This window comes from Cereibacter changlensis JA139 (assembly GCF_003034985.1).
Lineage (GTDB): Bacteria > Pseudomonadota > Alphaproteobacteria > Rhodobacterales > Rhodobacteraceae > Cereibacter > Cereibacter changlensis.
On the sequence record NZ_PZKG01000001.1, the window covers coordinates 126,682 to 141,235 of the forward strand.

Genomic DNA, 14,554 nt, shown 5'->3' on the forward strand with positions numbered 1-14,554 from the left:
TCATTCTGGGGGATTGTGGTGAGCGAAGAAACCGTCACGCCAATGATGGCGCAATATCTGGAGATCAAGGCGCAGCATCAGGGCGCGATCCTGTTCTACCGGATGGGCGACTTCTACGAGATGTTCTTCGACGATGCCGTGGCGGCGGCGGAAGCGCTGGATATCGCGCTGACCAAGCGCGGCAAGCACCGGGGCGAGGATATCGCCATGTGCGGCGTGCCGGTGCATTCCTCGGAAGGCTATCTGCTGGCGCTGATCCGCAAGGGCTTCCGCGTGGCGATCGCCGAGCAGATGGAGGACCCGGCGGAGGCGAAGAAGCGCGGTTCCAAGTCGGTGGTGAAGCGCGATGTCGTGCGGCTGGTGACGCCGGGGACATTGACCGAGGATAGTCTGCTGGAGGCGCGGCGCCACAACTTCTTGTGTGCCTTTGCCGAGGTGCGCGACGAGGCGGCGCTGGCCTGGTGCGATATCTCGACCGGCGAGATGCGGGTGATGGGCTGTTCGCTGACCCGGCTGGCGCCGGAGCTGGCGCGGCTGGCGCCACGGGAAGTGCTGGTGGCCGAGGGACGCGATCTGCACGCGCTGGTCGAGGAGGCCGGGGCGGCGCTGACCGAAATGGCGCGCGCGAGCTTCGACAGCGGGTCGGCGGAGAAGCGGCTCTGCACGCTCTACGGCGTCGGCACGCTGGAGGCTTTCGGCGCCTTCGGCCGGGCGGAGATTTCGGCGATGGGGGCGCTGGTCGATTACCTCGACCTGACGCAGCGCGGCAAACTGCCGCTCTTGCGCCCGCCGATCCGCGAGGTGGTGGGCGGCACGATGCAGATCGACGCCTCGACCCGGCGCAATCTGGAGATCACGCAGGCGCTGTCGGGCGGGCGCGAGGGCTCGCTCCTGTCAGCGGTGGACCGGACGGTGACAGCGCCGGGCGCGCGACTGCTGGAGCGGCGGCTGTCGTCGCCGTCGCGCGATCTGGCGGTGATCGGGGCGCGGCTTGCCGCGGTGCGCTTCCTGCTGGAACAGGGGCGGCTGCGCGAGGAGCTGCGCGGCGATCTGCGCCGGGTGCCCGACATGGACCGGGCGCTGTCGCGGCTGGCGCTGGACCGGGCGGGGCCGCGCGACATCGCGGCGATCCGCGCGGGGCTGGCGCAGGCCGAGGCGATCTCGGGGCGGCTGCCCGCCGAGGCGCCTGCGCTGCTCGACGACGCGCGGGCGGCGCTGCGCGGACATGAGCGGTTGATCGACCTCTTGGATCAGGCGCTGGTGGCCGAACCGCCGCTGCTGGCGCGGGATGGCGGCTTCATCGCCCAAGGCTTCGACGAGGATCTGGACGAGACGCGGCGGCTGCGCGACGAGGGGCGCGGGGTGATCGCCTCGATGCAGGCGGGCTTCGTCGAGCAGACGGGGATCGCCAGCCTGAAGATCAAGCACAACAACGTGCTGGGCTATTTCATCGAGGTGACCTCGACCCATGCCGAGCGCATGCTGTCGGCCCCGCTGTCCGAGACCTTCATCCACCGCCAGACCACCGCCGGGCAGGTGCGTTTCACGACGCTGCCGCTGTCGGAGCTGGAGACCAAGATCCTGAACGCGGGCAACCGGGCGCTGGAGATCGAGAAGGCGCATTTCGCGGCGCTGCGCGAGGCGGTGCTGGCCGAGGCCGGGCCGGTGGGCGCGGCGGCGCGGGCGCTGGCCGAGGTCGATCTGGCGGCGGGACTTGCCGATCTGGCGGCGGCGGAGGACTGGACCGAGCCGCGGATCGACGACAGCCGCGCCTTCGAGATCGAGGGCGGGCGGCATCCGGTGGTGGAACGGGCGCTGGCGCGGACGGGCACGCCCTTCGTCGCCAATGACTGCGCGCTGACCGATGCAATGACCCCGGCGATCTGGCTGCTGACCGGCCCGAACATGGCCGGCAAATCCACCTTCCTGCGGCAGAACGCGCTGATCGCGCTGCTGGCGCAGGCGGGCAGCTATGTGCCGGCGAAACGCGCCCATATCGGGCTGGTGAGCCAGCTGTTCAGCCGGGTCGGCGCCTCGGACGATCTGGCGCGGGGGCGGTCGACCTTCATGGTCGAGATGGTGGAGACGGCGGCGATCCTCAACCAGGCCGATGACCGGGCGCTGGTGATCCTTGACGAGATCGGGCGCGGCACGGCGACCTATGACGGGCTGTCGATCGCCTGGGCGACGCTGGAGCATCTGCATGACATGAACCGCTGCCGGGCGCTGTTTGCCACGCATTACCACGAGATGACGGGGCTCTCGGCCAAGCTCACGGGCGTGGAGAACGCCACGGTGAGCGTGAAGGAGTGGGAGGGCGACGTGATCTTCCTGCACGAGGTCCGGAAGGGCGCGGCGGACCGCTCCTACGGGGTGCAGGTGGCGCGGCTGGCGGGTCTGCCCGCGTCGGTGATCGAGCGGGCGAAGACCGTGCTGAACGCGCTGGAATCGGGAGACCGCGAGGGCGGAGCGCGCAAGCAGGCGCTGATCGACGACCTGCCGCTGTTCCGCGCCGCGCCGCCGCCGCCCCCTGTGGCGAAGGCGAAGGCGTCGGAAGTGGAGGCGCGGCTGGAAGGGGTGCTGCCCGACGAGTTGACGCCGATGGAGGCGCTCAAGCTGGTCTACGAGATGAAAGCCCTGCTCTAGATTTCATCTTGGCTCATCCCACAGGGGGTGATGAGCGTCCGGCCCGTGGCCAGCGCTGGGGGGTGTGCCCCCCAGCGCTGGCCAAGCAGATCAGCCTTGGGTGTTCGACGACACGCCGACCTGCGCCGGGCGCAGCAGGCGGTCGTGCAGCAGGAAGCCTTCGGTCATCACCTGGATGATCTGGCCCGCCTTGGTGCCCTGCACCGGGGCTTCGAACATCGCCTGGTGCTGCTGCGGATCGAAGGTATCGCCGATTTCCGGCACGATGGGCGTTACGCCATGCTTGGTCATCACGCTGAGCAGCTCGCGCAGCGTGAGTTCCACGCCCTCGATCAGCGCGGCGGCCACGGCGCGGCTTTCGTCATTGGCGGCATCGAGCGCGCGGCGCAGGTTGTCGTAGACCGGCAGAAGATCGCGGGCCAGACGGGTGCTGCCATATTGCTCAGCCTCGCGGCGGTCGCGTTCGCCGCGCTTGCGGGTGTTCTCGGCATCGGCCAGCGCGCGCATGAAGCGGTCGCGCAGCTCGTCCCGCTCGGCGCGCAGGGCGACGAGTTCCGGGTTTTCCATCGGTTCGATCCCTTCGATCCCGAGATCGCCCTCTTCCGCCGGGGTCTGGGCTGCCTGATCCTGGGCCATGTCGTCATTCCTCGTATTCATCATGTTCATCATCCCTTGCCGCGGTCGGAGACCAACCGGCCGACAAGCTGCGCTGTATAATCGACAATCGGCACGATGCGACCGTAGTTGAGCCGCGTCGGACCGATCACGCCAACGGCGCCGATGATCTTTCGATCAGCGTTCATATAGGGAGAGACCACCAGAGAGGAACCCGAAAGTGAGAAAAGCTTGTTTTCGGAGCCGATAAAAATCCGCACACCTTCGCCGCTTTCCGCCAGTTCGAGGAAGTCGGCGATGTCGCGCTTGCGTTCCAGATCGTCGAACAGGCTGCGGATACGCTCGAAATCCTGCGCCTCGGTGCTGCCGTCGATCAGGTTCGACCGGCCGCGCACGATCAGCCGCTCGGTCTGCTCGCCCGGGTTCTCCCACAGCGCGAGGCCGCTTTCGACCAGCGCATGGGCCAGCGCGTCGATTTCCTGCCGGCGGCGCGACATTTCCTGCACGATGGTCTGGCGCAGCTCCGACAGGGTCTTGCCCTCGGCCAGCGCGTTGAGGAAGTTCGCGGCCTCGCGCATCGAGGAGGCGGTCTGGCCCGGCGGCGGGGTGAAGACGCGGTTTTCCACGTGACCGTCGGCGAAGACCAGCACGACAAGGGCGCGGTCGGCGGCGAGGCTGACGAATTCGATGTGGCGGATCGGCGCCTCGTGCTTCGGCGCCAGGACGAGGCTTGCGCCGCGGGTGATGCCGGACAGCGTGGCGCCGACGCGGTCCAGCAGGCTGGTCACGTCCTGACGGTTGCTGCCGAGGGTGGCGTCGATCTTCTCGCGGTCCTCGGCGGCGACGGCGCCGACCTCCAGCAGGCCATCGACGAACATCCGAAGGCCGAGCTGGGTCGGGATGCGGCCGGCGGAGACGTGGGGGCTGTCGAGCAGGCCGAGATATTCGAGATCCTGCATCACGTTGCGCACGGTGGCGGCGCTGACCTTTTCCGACATGCTGCGGGTGAGGGTGCGGGAGCCGACGGGGTCGCCGGAGGCGAGGTAGCCTTCGACCACCCGCCGGAAGACCTCGCGGGAGCGGTCGTTCATTTCGCTGAGAATCTTGGGGCCGTCGGACATGGGACTGCTTTCGGGGGGCGACTGCCGAGAGTATCGGCGCACCGGCGTCTTCGTCAATCAGGGTTGCATCGAGAGGGTATGGGGGCGTATCTGGCGGCGTTCAGAAACGAGGAAACCCCATGCGCCCTTCTGGTAGACAGTTAAGCGAAATGCGTCCGATTTCAATCGACGTCGGCGTGATGAAACATGCCGAGGGGTCGTGCCTGATCAAGGTCGGCGAGACGCATGTGCTGTGCTCGGCCACCATCGAGGACAAGGCGCCGCCCTTCCTGAAGAACACCGGGCTCGGCTGGGTGACGGCGGAATACGGCATGCTGCCGCGCGCGACCAACAGCCGCAACCGGCGCGAGGCCGCGGCGGGCAAGCAGACCGGGCGCACGCAGGAGATCCAGCGGCTGATCGGCCGGGCGCTGCGCGCCGGCGTCGACCGTTCGGCGCTGGGAGAGCGGCAGATCGTGATCGACTGCGACGTGCTACAGGCCGATGGCGGGACGCGCTGCGCCTCGATCACCGGGGGCTGGGTGGCGCTGCGGCTGGCGGTGAACAAGCTGTTGAAGGTCGGCGCCATCGTATCGGACCCGATGATCGACCATGTGGCGGCGGTGTCCTGCGGGATCTATGCCGGGCAGACGGTGCTGGATCTGGATTATGCCGAGGACTCGGCGGCGGGAACGGATGGCAATTTCATCCTGACCGGCAAGGGCCGGCTGATCGAGGTGCAGATGTCGGCGGAAGGCGCCACCTTCTCGCGCGCGGAGATGGGCGAGATGCTCGACTTCGCCGAGGCGGGGGCGGCGGCGCTGGTGGCGGCGCAGAAGGCGGCTCTGGGCTGATGCGCAGGTTCACCGAAGACAGGCTGCTGGTCGCCACGCACAACCGCGGCAAGCTGGAAGAGATTTCCAGACTGCTGGAGCCCTTTTCGGTGAGCACAGTCTCGGCCGGGGAGCTGGGGCTGGCGGAGCCGGTGGAGACCGAGACGACCTTCGTCGGCAATGCCCGGCTGAAAGCGCATTTCGCGTCCAAGGCCACCGGCCTGCCCGCGCTGGCGGATGACTCGGGCATTTCCATCGACGCGCTGGACGGCGCGCCGGGGGTCTATACCGCCGATTGGGCGGAGACGCCGAACGGCCGCGACTTCGTGATGGCGATGACGAAGACCTGGGAGAAGCTGGAAGCGGTGCAGGCGCCCCTGCCCCGGCTTGCGCAGTTCCGCTGCACGCTGGTGCTGGCCTGGCCCGACGGGCATGACGAGGTGTTCGAGGGTGTGATGCCCGGCCAAGTGGTCTGGCCGATGCGGGGCGGCGAGGGGCATGGCTATGACCCGATCTTCCAGCCCGACGGTTTCGAGATCACTTTCGGCGAGATGGAGCGCTGGCAGAAGAACGAGATCAGCCACCGTGCGGATGCCTTCCGCAAGCTGGTCGCCGGTTGTTTCACATGAAACGCATTTCCACCGGATCGCCCTTCGAGGCGACGATGGGCTACAGTCGCGCCATCGTGAAGGGCGGGTGGTGTTTCGTCTCGGGTGTCACGGGATATGACTATGCCACGATGACGATGCCCGACGGCATCGCAGCGCAGGCGCGGAATTGTTTTTCGACGATCCGCGCCGTGCTGGACGAAGCCGGGTTCGAGATGGGCGACATCGTGCGGGTGCAATACACCGTGGTGGATGCGGCGCTGGTGGACGATCTGGCGCCGGAGCTTGGCGCGGCACTGGGCGAGGTACGGCCCGCGGCGACGATGGTGATCGCAGGGCTGATCAGGCCGGAGATGCTCGTGGAAATCGAGGTCACGGCGTTCAAGGGATAGCAGATGGAAGACTGGAAGAACGGCGGCTTCGGGCTTTATCTGCACTGGCCGTTCTGTCAGTCGAAATGCCCCTATTGCGACTTCAACAGCCATGTCGCGGCGAACATCGACCAGAAACGCTGGCAGCGGGCCTATCTGGCGGAAATCGACCGGATCGGGGCGGAAACGCCGGGGCGGCTGCTGAATTCGGTGTTCTTCGGCGGCGGCACGCCCTCGCTGATGGAGCCGGAGCTGGTGGCGGCCATCCTGGAAAGGGTGCGCGGCACCTGGGTTCAGGCAAACGATCTGGAAGTGACGCTGGAGGCCAATCCGGGCTCGGTCGAGGCCGGGCGGTTCCGCGGCTATCGCGAGGCCGGGGTGAACCGGGTCTCGATGGGGATCCAGTCGCTGAACGACGCCGATCTGCGCAAGCTGGGGCGGCTGCATACGGTGAGCGAGGCGCGGGCGGCGTTTGACGTGGCGCGGCAGACCTTCGACCGGGTGAGCTTCGATCTGATCTATGCGCGGCAGGACCAGTCTTTGAGCGACTGGGAGCACGAGTTGGGCGAGGCGCTGAGCATGGCCGCGGATCACCTGTCGATGTACCAGCTGACGGTGGAGGAGGGCACGGCCTTCGGCGACCGGTTCAAGCGCGGCAAGCTGCGCGGGCTGCCGGAGGAGGATACCTCGGCCGACATGTACCAGCGCACGCAGGAGATCTGCGAGGCGGCGGGGCTGCCGGCTTATGAGGTATCGAACCATGCCGCCAAGGGCTCGGAATCGCGGCACAATCTGATCTACTGGCGGGCGGGCGACTATGCCGGTATCGGGCCGGGCGCGCATGGCCGGCTGACGCTGGACGGGGTGCGGCTGGCCACGGAGGCGCCGAAGCCGCCGGGTGACTGGCTGCAGCGGGTGGAGCGGGATGGCACGGGGGAGCTGCCGCGCGGCGCCATTGACCGCAGCGAGCAGGCGCTGGAATATCTGATGATGGCGCTGCGGCTGCGCGAGGGGCTGGATCTGACGCGCTACGAGAGGCTGGCGGGCAGCCCGGTCGATGCCCGCAAAGTGACGGACCTTGAAGAGATCGGAATGGTTGAGGTGAGTGCCGACCGGGTGCGGGCGACCGCGGCGGGGCGGATGGTGTTGAATTCGGTGATTGCCGATCTGGCTGGAGACTAGGATGCGGGGATTATGGCTGGCCGGGGGGCTCACGGCGCTGGGGCTGGGGCTGATCGGGGTGTTTCTGCCGCTGCTGCCGACGGTGCCCTTCATGCTGCTGGCCGCGTTCTGCTTTGCCCGCTCCTCGGACCGGCTGCATGGCTGGCTGGTGAACCACCCGACTTTCGGGCCGCCGATCCGGGATTGGAACCGCTCCGGCGCGATTTCGCTGCGGGCGAAGCAGCTGTCGACCGCCTCGATGGCCTTCGTCTTCCTGCTGTCGGTCGTGATGGGGCTGCGACCGCTGGTGCTGGGAATTCAGGCCGCGGTGCTGTGCTGCACCGCGCTGTTCATATGGACCCGTCCCTCGGCATGACCGAAAGCACGCGGCAGAGCGTGTCGAGATCGTCGAGCGTGTTGTAGCGGATCGTCAGGCGACCGCGCTCGCCGCCCGGTTCGTGGTCGATGCTGACGCCCATGCCGAGATTGGCGGCAAGATCGGCTTCGAGCGCACGGGTATCGGCATCCTTCTCCCCTGCCCCGCCCCGTGGACCGCTGGCCTTGCGCGGTGCGTCGGGTTTCTTGACCAAACGTTCGGTATCTCGGACCGAGAGGTTGCGGGAGATGACCTGGCGGGCGAGATCGGAGGCGTTGGGCGAGGTGATGAGCGCGCGGGCATGGCCGGCGGTGAGCTTGCCCTCGCGCAGCCAGAGCTGAACGTCGTCAGGAAGTTGCAGCAATCTCAATAGGTTAGCGATGTGGCTGCGGCTTTTCGACAGCGCTTCGGCGACCTTTTCCTGCGTGTGGCCAAAGCGGTCCATCAGGGCGCGGTAGCCCATCGCCTCTTCCACCGCGTTCAGGTCGGCGCGTTGGATGTTCTCGATGATGGCGACTTCCAGCACTTCGGTATCGTCGAAGTCGCGGACCAGAACCGGCACTTCGTGGAGTTGCGCCAGCTGCGAGGCGCGCCAGCGGCGTTCGCCGGCGACAATCTCGAACCGGTCGGAATTCGGCACGGGGCGGACGATCAGCGGCTGGATCACGCCTTTCTGGCGGATCGAGGCGGCGAGATCTTCCAGCGATTCGGCAGGGAAATCGCGGCGCGGCTGGTCGGGGTTCGGCACCAGCTTTTCCACCGGCACGACCATGTCGGCACGGCGGGGGCTGCTCGAGGGGCCGTCAACCTCGACCTGGATGTCCGCCATCAATGCGGAAAGGCCCCGGCCGAGGCCGCGGCGTTCAAGCTTCTTTTCCATCAGACAACGGTCTCCTGTTGCGGCAGGGAAATGCCGTGACGGGTTGCAATCTCGCGGGCGAGCGCGCGATAGGCCTCGCTGCCCTTGGACGTGGTGTCATAGGCCAGCACCGGCATGGCGTAGGACGGCGCCTCGCTGACCCGAACATTGCGCGGAATCAAGGTCTTGAACACCAGATCGCCGAGGTTCTGCCGCGCGTCGGTCTCGACCAGCTGCGACAGGTTGTTGCGCTTGTCATACATGGTCAGCAGAACGCCCTCGATCCGCAGGCCGGCATTGGCGGTCTGGCGCACCTCGCGGATCGTCAGCATGAGCTGGGACAGGCCTTCCAGGGCGAAGAACTCGCTCTGCAGCGGCACGAGGACGGAGTGGCAGGCGACCATGGCGTTCAGCGTCAGGAGGCTGAGCGAGGGCGGGCAGTCGATCAGGATGTAATCGAAGCCAAAGTCCTGCATCGCTGGCTGGCGCAGGGCGTCATGCAGCAGGAAGCTGCGCTTTTCGTTGGAGACCAGCTCCATATCCGCCGAGGACAGGTCGGCGTTGGCGGGGCAGATGAACAGCGTCGAGAACTTGGTGGCCTGAATGACCTCCGAGAGTGGCGCGTCGTCGAGCAGCAGGTCATAGGTGGTCTTGATCCGGTCCTGCGCCTCGACGCCGAGGCCAGTGGAAGCGTTGCCCTGCGGATCCAGATCGACCAGCAGGATCTTCGCGCCGAGCTCCGCCAGGCCGGCGGCGAGGTTGATCGCCGTCGTCGTCTTGCCCACCCCGCCCTTCTGGTTGGCGATGGCCATGATGCGGGGCGTCTTGCTTGCGGTCGGGTCAGACATGGTCCAGCGCTTTCAGCTTCAGGATGACAGCTTCGGGATCGGTGAGGCTGGGATGGAGGTCGTAATCGAGGCGCCAAGAGATCTGGGCCTCGGCGATCTCCGCCGCGTAGCGGGCGCCCTTCTGGAACAGACAGGCGCAGTTCGGCGCGAGATGCGGGTGAGCGAGGCTGCAGAGCAGCCGCAGCGGGGCCAAGGCTCGGGCGGTGATGACCTCGGCGCCTTGCGGTGGGAGCTGTTCGATCCGGCTGGTGAGGACGGTGGCGTTCAGGCCGAGATCCTGGATCGCCTGGCGCAGGAAGGTGGATTTGCGTTGATCCACCTCGACGAGGGTGTGGGTTGATGTGGGCCGCAGCTCCGCCGCCAGGATAGCGTTGACGATCCCCGGGAAGCCGCCGCCGCTGCCGAGATCGAGCCAGCGCTGAGCGGTAGCAGGCGCCAGCGCGTAAAGTTGGGCGGAGTCAAGGATATGGCGGGTCCACGCGTCGGAGAGGGTGCTGCGCGACACAAGGTTGATCGCCGGATTCCACTTTTCCAGCAGAGCGACGAACCGATGCAGCTTCTCGGTTGTTTCACGTGAAACATTCAGCGCTGCAACCGGGTCCAGCACGGGCGCGCTCATCCGGCCACCTGCTGGCGCCGCTCACGGCGCAGCCGGGCGAGGATGAGCGTGAGGGCCGAGGGAGTCATGCCCTCCAAGCGCGCGGCCTGTGCGAGACTGTCGGGACGCGACCGGAGCAGCTTTGCATTCAGCTCCGAGGAAAGACCGGAAAGGGCGGAATAGTCGAAATCGGCCGGGATCAGCACACCCTCGTCGCGCTTCAGCGACTCAGCCTCCTGCGCCTGGCGGTCCACATATTGTGCGTAGAGAGCGTCACGACCCAACTGCTCGCGGATCTCGACTGGCAGCGCAGCATAATCGGGCGAGCGGCGCAGCACCGCCTCCCCCGCATCCTCTCCGAAAGCCAGCAGCGCGTAGCCCGAGCGGCGGACACCATCCTGGCTGATGCGGATGCCCATCGCTTCGATTTCGGTCGGCGACAGCTGCATCGCGTCAAGCGTCGCCCTGCCCTGCTGCATCAGCGCCGCCTTCTCGGCGAAGGCCGCCGCACGCTCTGGTCCGACGCAGCCCAGCTCAAGACCCATCGGAGTCAGCCGCTGGTCCGCGTTATCGGCCCGCAGCGTCAGTCGGTACTCCGCGCGCGACGTGAACATGCGATAGGGCTCGGTGACGCCGCGCGAGGTCAGGTCGTCGATCATCACGCCGATATAGCTTTCCGACCGGCTGAACAGCGCCGGATCGCGGCCCTGTGCAGCAAGCGCCGCGTTCAGCCCGGCGACCATGCCCTGAGCCGCCGCCTCTTCATAGCCGGTGGTGCCGTTGATCTGGCCGGCGAAGTAGAGCCCCTTCAGCGACTTCAGCTCCAGCGTCGCATGCAGCTCGCGTGGGTCAAAGTAGTCATATTCGATGGCATAGCCTGGCTGCAGGATCTGCACCTGCTCCAAGCCCTTGATCGTTCTCACATAATTCTCCTGCACATCGGCAGGAAGCGAGGTCGAGATCCCGTTCGGATAGACCGTCGAGTCGTCCAGCCCTTCCGGCTCGAGGAAAACCTGATGCTCGGTCTTCTCGGCAAAGCGCACGATCTTGTCCTCGATCGAGGGGCAGTAGCGCGGGCCGACGCCCTCGATATGGCCGCCATACATGGCCGACAGTCCGAGGTTTTGCCGCACGATATCATGCGTCCGCTCGTTGGTGTGGGTGATGCCGCAGGAAATCTGCCGCGCTTCCGGCGCCCTGTTCAGGAAGGAGAACATGGTCGGGACGTCGTCGCCCGGCTGCATCTCCAGCCCGGACCAGTCGATGGTCCTGCCGTCGAGACGAGGCGGCGTGCCGGTCTTCAGCCGCCCGCGCGCCAGGCCGAGATCGCCCAGCCGCTCCGCCAGCCGAAGCGAGGGCCGGTCGCCCATCCGGCCACCCGGCTGGCGCTGCGTGCCGATATGGATCAACCCGTTGAGGAATGTCCCCGAGGTCAGGATCACCGCCGAGGCCGTGAGGCTCGCGCCATCCGCCAGAACGGCGCCGCTAACCCTGCCCGCGGATTCGATCAGGTCGACCACCTCGCCCTCGACAATCGTCAGGTTCGGCTGCGCGCCAAGCGCCGCCTGCATCGCCATGCGGTACAGCTTGCGGTCCGCTTGGGCCCGCGGCCCCTGCACCGCCGGGCCTTTCTTGCGGTTCAGCAACCGGTACTGGATGCCGGCCCGGTCCGCGACCCGGCTCATCACCCCGTCGAGCGCGTCGATCTCCCGCACCAGATGGCCCTTGCCCAGCCCGCCGATCGCCGGATTGCACGACATGACACCGATGCCCGCAAGAGTCAGCGTCACCAGCGCGGTCTTCGCGCCCATGCGCGCCGAGGCCGCTGCGGCCTCAGCACCGGCGTGGCCGCCGCCGATCACGATGACATCAAAATGTTTCACGTGAAACACTCCTACTTTCCAATGCAGAAACTGGCGAAGATATCGTCCAGCAAATCCTCGACATCGATGCGACCCGTCAGCGAATCCAGCGCCCGCATCGCCCGCCGAAGATCCTCCGCCGCGAGTTCGGTCCGCTGCGGCCCCCTCATTACCTCAGCCTGCGCCGATTCCATAGCCCTGATCGCAGTCACGATCGCGATACGGTGCCGCTCACGCGTCAAATTGCCTGCAGTTGCGGCCCGCGCCTGAAGACTGCAGGCGATCTCCGTCACCAGCTCCGGCAATCCCTCACCGGTCTTGCCGGAGACGCGGAGCCCCGCGCCTGTCACCAGATCCGCCTTCCCCTGAACCAGCAGGTCGCCCGGCTGCGGCGCCACTCCGGGCGCCGCCTCGGCGCCGTCCAGCAGGAAGATCCGTAGGTCGGCCGCATTGGCCCGCGCTACCGCGCGATTGATCCCCAACGCCTCGATCCGGTCATCCGTCTCGCGCAGCCCGGCGGTGTCGAGCAGGGTGACCGCCAGACCCTCCAGATCCATCCGCACCTCGATCACATCGCGGGTCGTCCCGGCGACCTCCGAGGTCAGCGCGGCGTCCCGGCGGGCCAAGGCATTGAGAAGCGTGGATTTTCCGGCATTCGGCGCTCCGACGATCGCCACCTCGAACCCGTCGCGGATCCGTTCTGCAATGCGCGATCGCTCGACCTCGGCGCGCAGGTCGTTCAGCAGCCCACCCAGCAGCGTCAGAACCTCCGGCGAGACATCCACCGGCACATCCTCGTCGGCGAAGTCGATCGTCGCCTCCAGAAGCGCCCCGGCGCGGATCAGGTCGCGACGCCAGCCCTCGACCTTGGCCCCGATGGAGCCGGACAGCACCCGCAGCGCCTGCCGCCGCTGCGCTTCGGTCTCCGCGTCGATCAGGTCGGCCAGCCCTTCGACCTGGGCGAGGTCCAGCCGGCCGTTCTCCAGCGCGCGCCGGGTGAATTCCCCCGCCTCGGCAGGCCGCAGCCCGGGCAGGGTCGACAGCGCCCGCAGAACGGCATTCACCGCCGCGGTGCTTCCATGCAGATGCAGCTCCGCCACTGCCTCGCCGGTGAAGCTCGCCCCGGCGCCGAACAGCAGCACCAGCGCCTCGTCCAGCACTTCGCCCTGCCAAATCAGCCGGCGCAGCGCGGCCTGACGCAGCGCGGGCAGCGAGACGCCGAAGGACCCGACCGCGGCATGCGCCTCGGGACCGGACAGGCGCAATACCGCCACCCCGGCCTTGCCGCGAGCGCTGGCCAAGGCATAGATCGTGTCCACGACAGTTTAACCCCTTGATTCAGAACACTTAAGTGTTCATGGAATCGAAGAACTCCGCATTGCTCTTGGTCTGGCGCAGCTTCGAGATCAGGAATTCGATCGCATCGGTGGTGCCCATCGGGTTCAGGATGCGGCGCAGGACATAGGTCTTCTGCAGATCGCCCTTCTCCACCAGCAGATCCTCTTTCCGGGTGCCGGACTTCAGGATGTCCATCGCCGGGAAGACCCGCTTGTCGGCTACCTTGCGGTCCAGCACGATCTCTGAGTTGCCGGTGCCCTTGAACTCTTCGAAGATCACCTCATCCATCCGGCTGCCGGTATCGATCAGGGCGGTCGCGATGATGGTCAGCGACCCGCCCTCTTCGATGTTGCGCGCCGCGCCGAAAAACCTTTTCGGGCGCTGCAGCGCGTTGGCGTCGACACCGCCGGTCAGCACCTTGCCCGAGGAGGGCACGACGGTGTTGAAGGCGCGGCCGAGGCGGGTGATCGAATCGAGCAGGATCACCACGTCGCGCTTGTGCTCGACCAGCCGCTTGGCCTTCTCGATCACCATCTCGGCTACCGCCACGTGGCGCGTCGCCGGTTCGTCGAAGGTCGAGGAGACGACCTCGCCCTTCACCGAGCGCTGCATGTCGGTCACTTCCTCCGGCCGCTCGTCGATGAGCAGCACGATCAGGTAGCACTCCGGGTGGTTGGTCGCGATCGAATGGGCGATGTTCTGCAGCAGCACGGTCTTACCCGTGCGCGGCGGCGCCACGATCAGACCGCGCTGGCCCTTGCCGATCGGCGCCACCAGGTCGATGATCCGGGCGGAGCGGTCCTTCAGCGTCGGGTCGTCGACCTCCATCTTGAAGCGCTCGTCGGGGTAGAGCGGCGTCAGGTTGTCGAAATGGACCTTGTGCCGGGCCTTCTCCGGGTCGTCGAAGTTGATCCGCGTAACCTTGGTCATGCAGAAATAGCGCTCGTTCTCACGCGGCGCCGCGATGACGCCCTCGATGGTGTCGCCGGTGCGCAGCGAGAACTGGCGCAGGATCTCGGGCGAGACATAGATGTCGTCCGGGCCCGGCAGGTAGTTGGCCGAGGGCGAGCGCAGGAAGCCGAAGCCGTCCTGCAGCACTTCCAGCACGCCGTCGCCGCCGATCTCCCAGCCTTCCTCGGCATGCTCCTTCAGGATCGAGAACATCATCTCGCCCTTGCGCATCGACGGTGCGTTCTCGATCTCCCACTCTTCGGCCATCGCCAGCAGGTCGGCGGGCGTCTTGGCTTTGAGTTCGGCGAGGTTGAGGCGTTCAACGGTCATGGAAGATCTGACGTCCTTGGCGGTTCTGCCACGTGGCAGGTGCAATGGTCATGGATGG

Annotated in this window: 14 protein-coding genes; 6 read left to right on the plus strand and 8 right to left on the minus strand. The window is 67.0% G+C overall.

Annotated features, from left to right (window positions below):
- Positions 1-18: 18 nt before the first annotated feature.
- Complete coding sequence (gene mutS / locus C5F48_RS00610; protein ID WP_107661969.1) at positions 19-2,646, plus strand: DNA mismatch repair protein MutS; 2,628 nt, start codon at positions 19-21, stop codon at positions 2,644-2,646.
- A 90-nt stretch (positions 2,647-2,736) separates the two neighbouring features.
- Here mutS and C5F48_RS00615 read toward each other — a convergent pair whose 3' ends face one another.
- Positions 2,737-3,306, minus strand: a complete 570-nt coding sequence (locus C5F48_RS00615) for a nucleotide exchange factor GrpE (protein WP_169310863.1) — start codon at positions 3,304-3,306, stop codon at positions 2,737-2,739.
- A 5-nt stretch (positions 3,307-3,311) separates the two neighbouring features.
- Positions 3,312-4,382: a heat-inducible transcriptional repressor HrcA gene (hrcA, locus tag C5F48_RS00620; RefSeq protein ID WP_107661971.1), complete on the minus strand. Its 1,071-nt coding sequence runs from the start codon at positions 4,380-4,382 to the stop codon at positions 3,312-3,314.
- 119 nt (positions 4,383-4,501) lie between these two features.
- Here hrcA and rph point away from each other — a divergent pair, with 119 nt between their 5' ends.
- The 5 genes from rph to C5F48_RS00645 are packed head-to-tail and all read left to right on the plus strand — an operon-like array spanning position 4,502 to position 7,710.
- Positions 4,502-5,215 (plus strand): ribonuclease PH, encoded by a 714-nt coding sequence (gene rph / locus C5F48_RS00625; RefSeq protein ID WP_107661972.1) that lies wholly within the window; start codon positions 4,502-4,504, stop codon positions 5,213-5,215.
- Positions 5,215-5,823 carry an RdgB/HAM1 family non-canonical purine NTP pyrophosphatase gene (rdgB, locus tag C5F48_RS00630; protein WP_181247661.1) on the plus strand — a complete coding sequence of 203 codons (609 nt, stop codon included), beginning with the start codon at positions 5,215-5,217 and terminating at the stop codon, positions 5,821-5,823. The genes rph and rdgB overlap by 1 nt, the downstream gene beginning before the upstream one ends.
- Entirely contained in the window at positions 5,820-6,194 is a 375-nt protein-coding gene (locus C5F48_RS00635; RefSeq protein ID WP_107661973.1) for a RidA family protein, read from the plus strand. Before rdgB ends, C5F48_RS00635 begins: the two co-directional genes overlap by 4 nt.
- Before the next feature lie 3 nt (positions 6,195-6,197).
- Positions 6,198-7,355, plus strand: coding sequence for a radical SAM family heme chaperone HemW (gene hemW / locus C5F48_RS00640; protein WP_107661974.1), 1,158 nt, complete (start codon positions 6,198-6,200; stop codon positions 7,353-7,355).
- 1 nt (position 7,356) lies between these two features.
- Entirely contained in the window at positions 7,357-7,710 is a 354-nt protein-coding gene (locus C5F48_RS00645) for a YbaN family protein (RefSeq protein ID WP_107661975.1), read from the plus strand.
- On the opposite strand, the gene C5F48_RS00650 is transcribed toward C5F48_RS00645, so the two are convergent.
- The 6 genes from C5F48_RS00650 to rho are packed head-to-tail and all read right to left on the minus strand — an operon-like array spanning position 7,685 to position 14,496.
- The gene (locus C5F48_RS00650; protein WP_107661976.1) at positions 7,685-8,590 is read right to left on the minus strand and encodes a ParB/RepB/Spo0J family partition protein; all 906 of its coding nucleotides are present in this window, start codon (positions 8,588-8,590) and stop codon (positions 7,685-7,687) included. The two genes, C5F48_RS00645 and C5F48_RS00650, sit on opposite strands and share 26 nt — an antisense overlap.
- Positions 8,590-9,417, minus strand: a complete 828-nt coding sequence (locus C5F48_RS00655) for a ParA family protein (protein WP_107661977.1) — start codon at positions 9,415-9,417, stop codon at positions 8,590-8,592. The genes C5F48_RS00650 and C5F48_RS00655 overlap by 1 nt, the downstream gene beginning before the upstream one ends.
- Positions 9,410-10,036, minus strand: coding sequence for a 16S rRNA (guanine(527)-N(7))-methyltransferase RsmG (gene rsmG, locus C5F48_RS00660; RefSeq protein ID WP_107661978.1), 627 nt, complete (start codon positions 10,034-10,036; stop codon positions 9,410-9,412). The genes C5F48_RS00655 and rsmG overlap by 8 nt, the downstream gene beginning before the upstream one ends.
- The gene (gene mnmG / locus C5F48_RS00665; RefSeq protein ID WP_170139545.1) at positions 10,033-11,898 is read right to left on the minus strand and encodes a tRNA uridine-5-carboxymethylaminomethyl(34) synthesis enzyme MnmG; all 1,866 of its coding nucleotides are present in this window, start codon (positions 11,896-11,898) and stop codon (positions 10,033-10,035) included. Before mnmG ends, rsmG begins: the two co-directional genes overlap by 4 nt.
- Before the next feature lie 11 nt (positions 11,899-11,909).
- Positions 11,910-13,196, minus strand: coding sequence for a tRNA uridine-5-carboxymethylaminomethyl(34) synthesis GTPase MnmE (gene mnmE, locus C5F48_RS00670; RefSeq protein WP_107661980.1), 1,287 nt, complete (start codon positions 13,194-13,196; stop codon positions 11,910-11,912).
- 28 nt (positions 13,197-13,224) lie between these two features.
- Complete coding sequence (gene rho, locus C5F48_RS00675; RefSeq protein ID WP_107661981.1) at positions 13,225-14,496, minus strand: transcription termination factor Rho; 1,272 nt, start codon at positions 14,494-14,496, stop codon at positions 13,225-13,227.
- Positions 14,497-14,554 lie beyond the last annotated feature (58 nt).

What these genes read in the sequence shown, in the direction of transcription:
- rdgB (WP_181247661.1), top strand. Translation starts at nt 5,215, where the DNA reads ATGCGCAGGTTCACCGAAGACAGGCTGCTGGTCGCCACGCACAACCGC.
- C5F48_RS00650 (WP_107661976.1), bottom strand. Translation starts at nt 8,590, where the DNA reads ATGGAAAAGAAGCTTGAACGCCGCGGCCTCGGCCGGGGCCTTTCCGCA.
- hemW (WP_107661974.1), top strand. Translation starts at nt 6,198, where the DNA reads ATGGAAGACTGGAAGAACGGCGGCTTCGGGCTTTATCTGCACTGGCCG.
- rho (WP_107661981.1), bottom strand. Translation starts at nt 14,496, where the DNA reads ATGACCGTTGAACGCCTCAACCTCGCCGAACTCAAAGCCAAGACGCCC.
- C5F48_RS00635 (WP_107661973.1), top strand. Translation starts at nt 5,820, where the DNA reads ATGAAACGCATTTCCACCGGATCGCCCTTCGAGGCGACGATGGGCTAC.
- rph (WP_107661972.1), top strand. Translation starts at nt 4,502, where the DNA reads ATGCGCCCTTCTGGTAGACAGTTAAGCGAAATGCGTCCGATTTCAATC.
- rsmG (WP_107661978.1), bottom strand. Translation starts at nt 10,036, where the DNA reads ATGAGCGCGCCCGTGCTGGACCCGGTTGCAGCGCTGAATGTTTCACGT.
- C5F48_RS00645 (WP_107661975.1), top strand. Translation starts at nt 7,357, where the DNA reads ATGCGGGGATTATGGCTGGCCGGGGGGCTCACGGCGCTGGGGCTGGGG.
- C5F48_RS00615 (WP_169310863.1), bottom strand. Translation starts at nt 3,306, where the DNA reads ATGATGAATACGAGGAATGACGACATGGCCCAGGATCAGGCAGCCCAG.
- C5F48_RS00655 (WP_107661977.1), bottom strand. Translation starts at nt 9,417, where the DNA reads ATGTCTGACCCGACCGCAAGCAAGACGCCCCGCATCATGGCCATCGCC.
- hrcA (WP_107661971.1), bottom strand. Translation starts at nt 4,382, where the DNA reads ATGTCCGACGGCCCCAAGATTCTCAGCGAAATGAACGACCGCTCCCGC.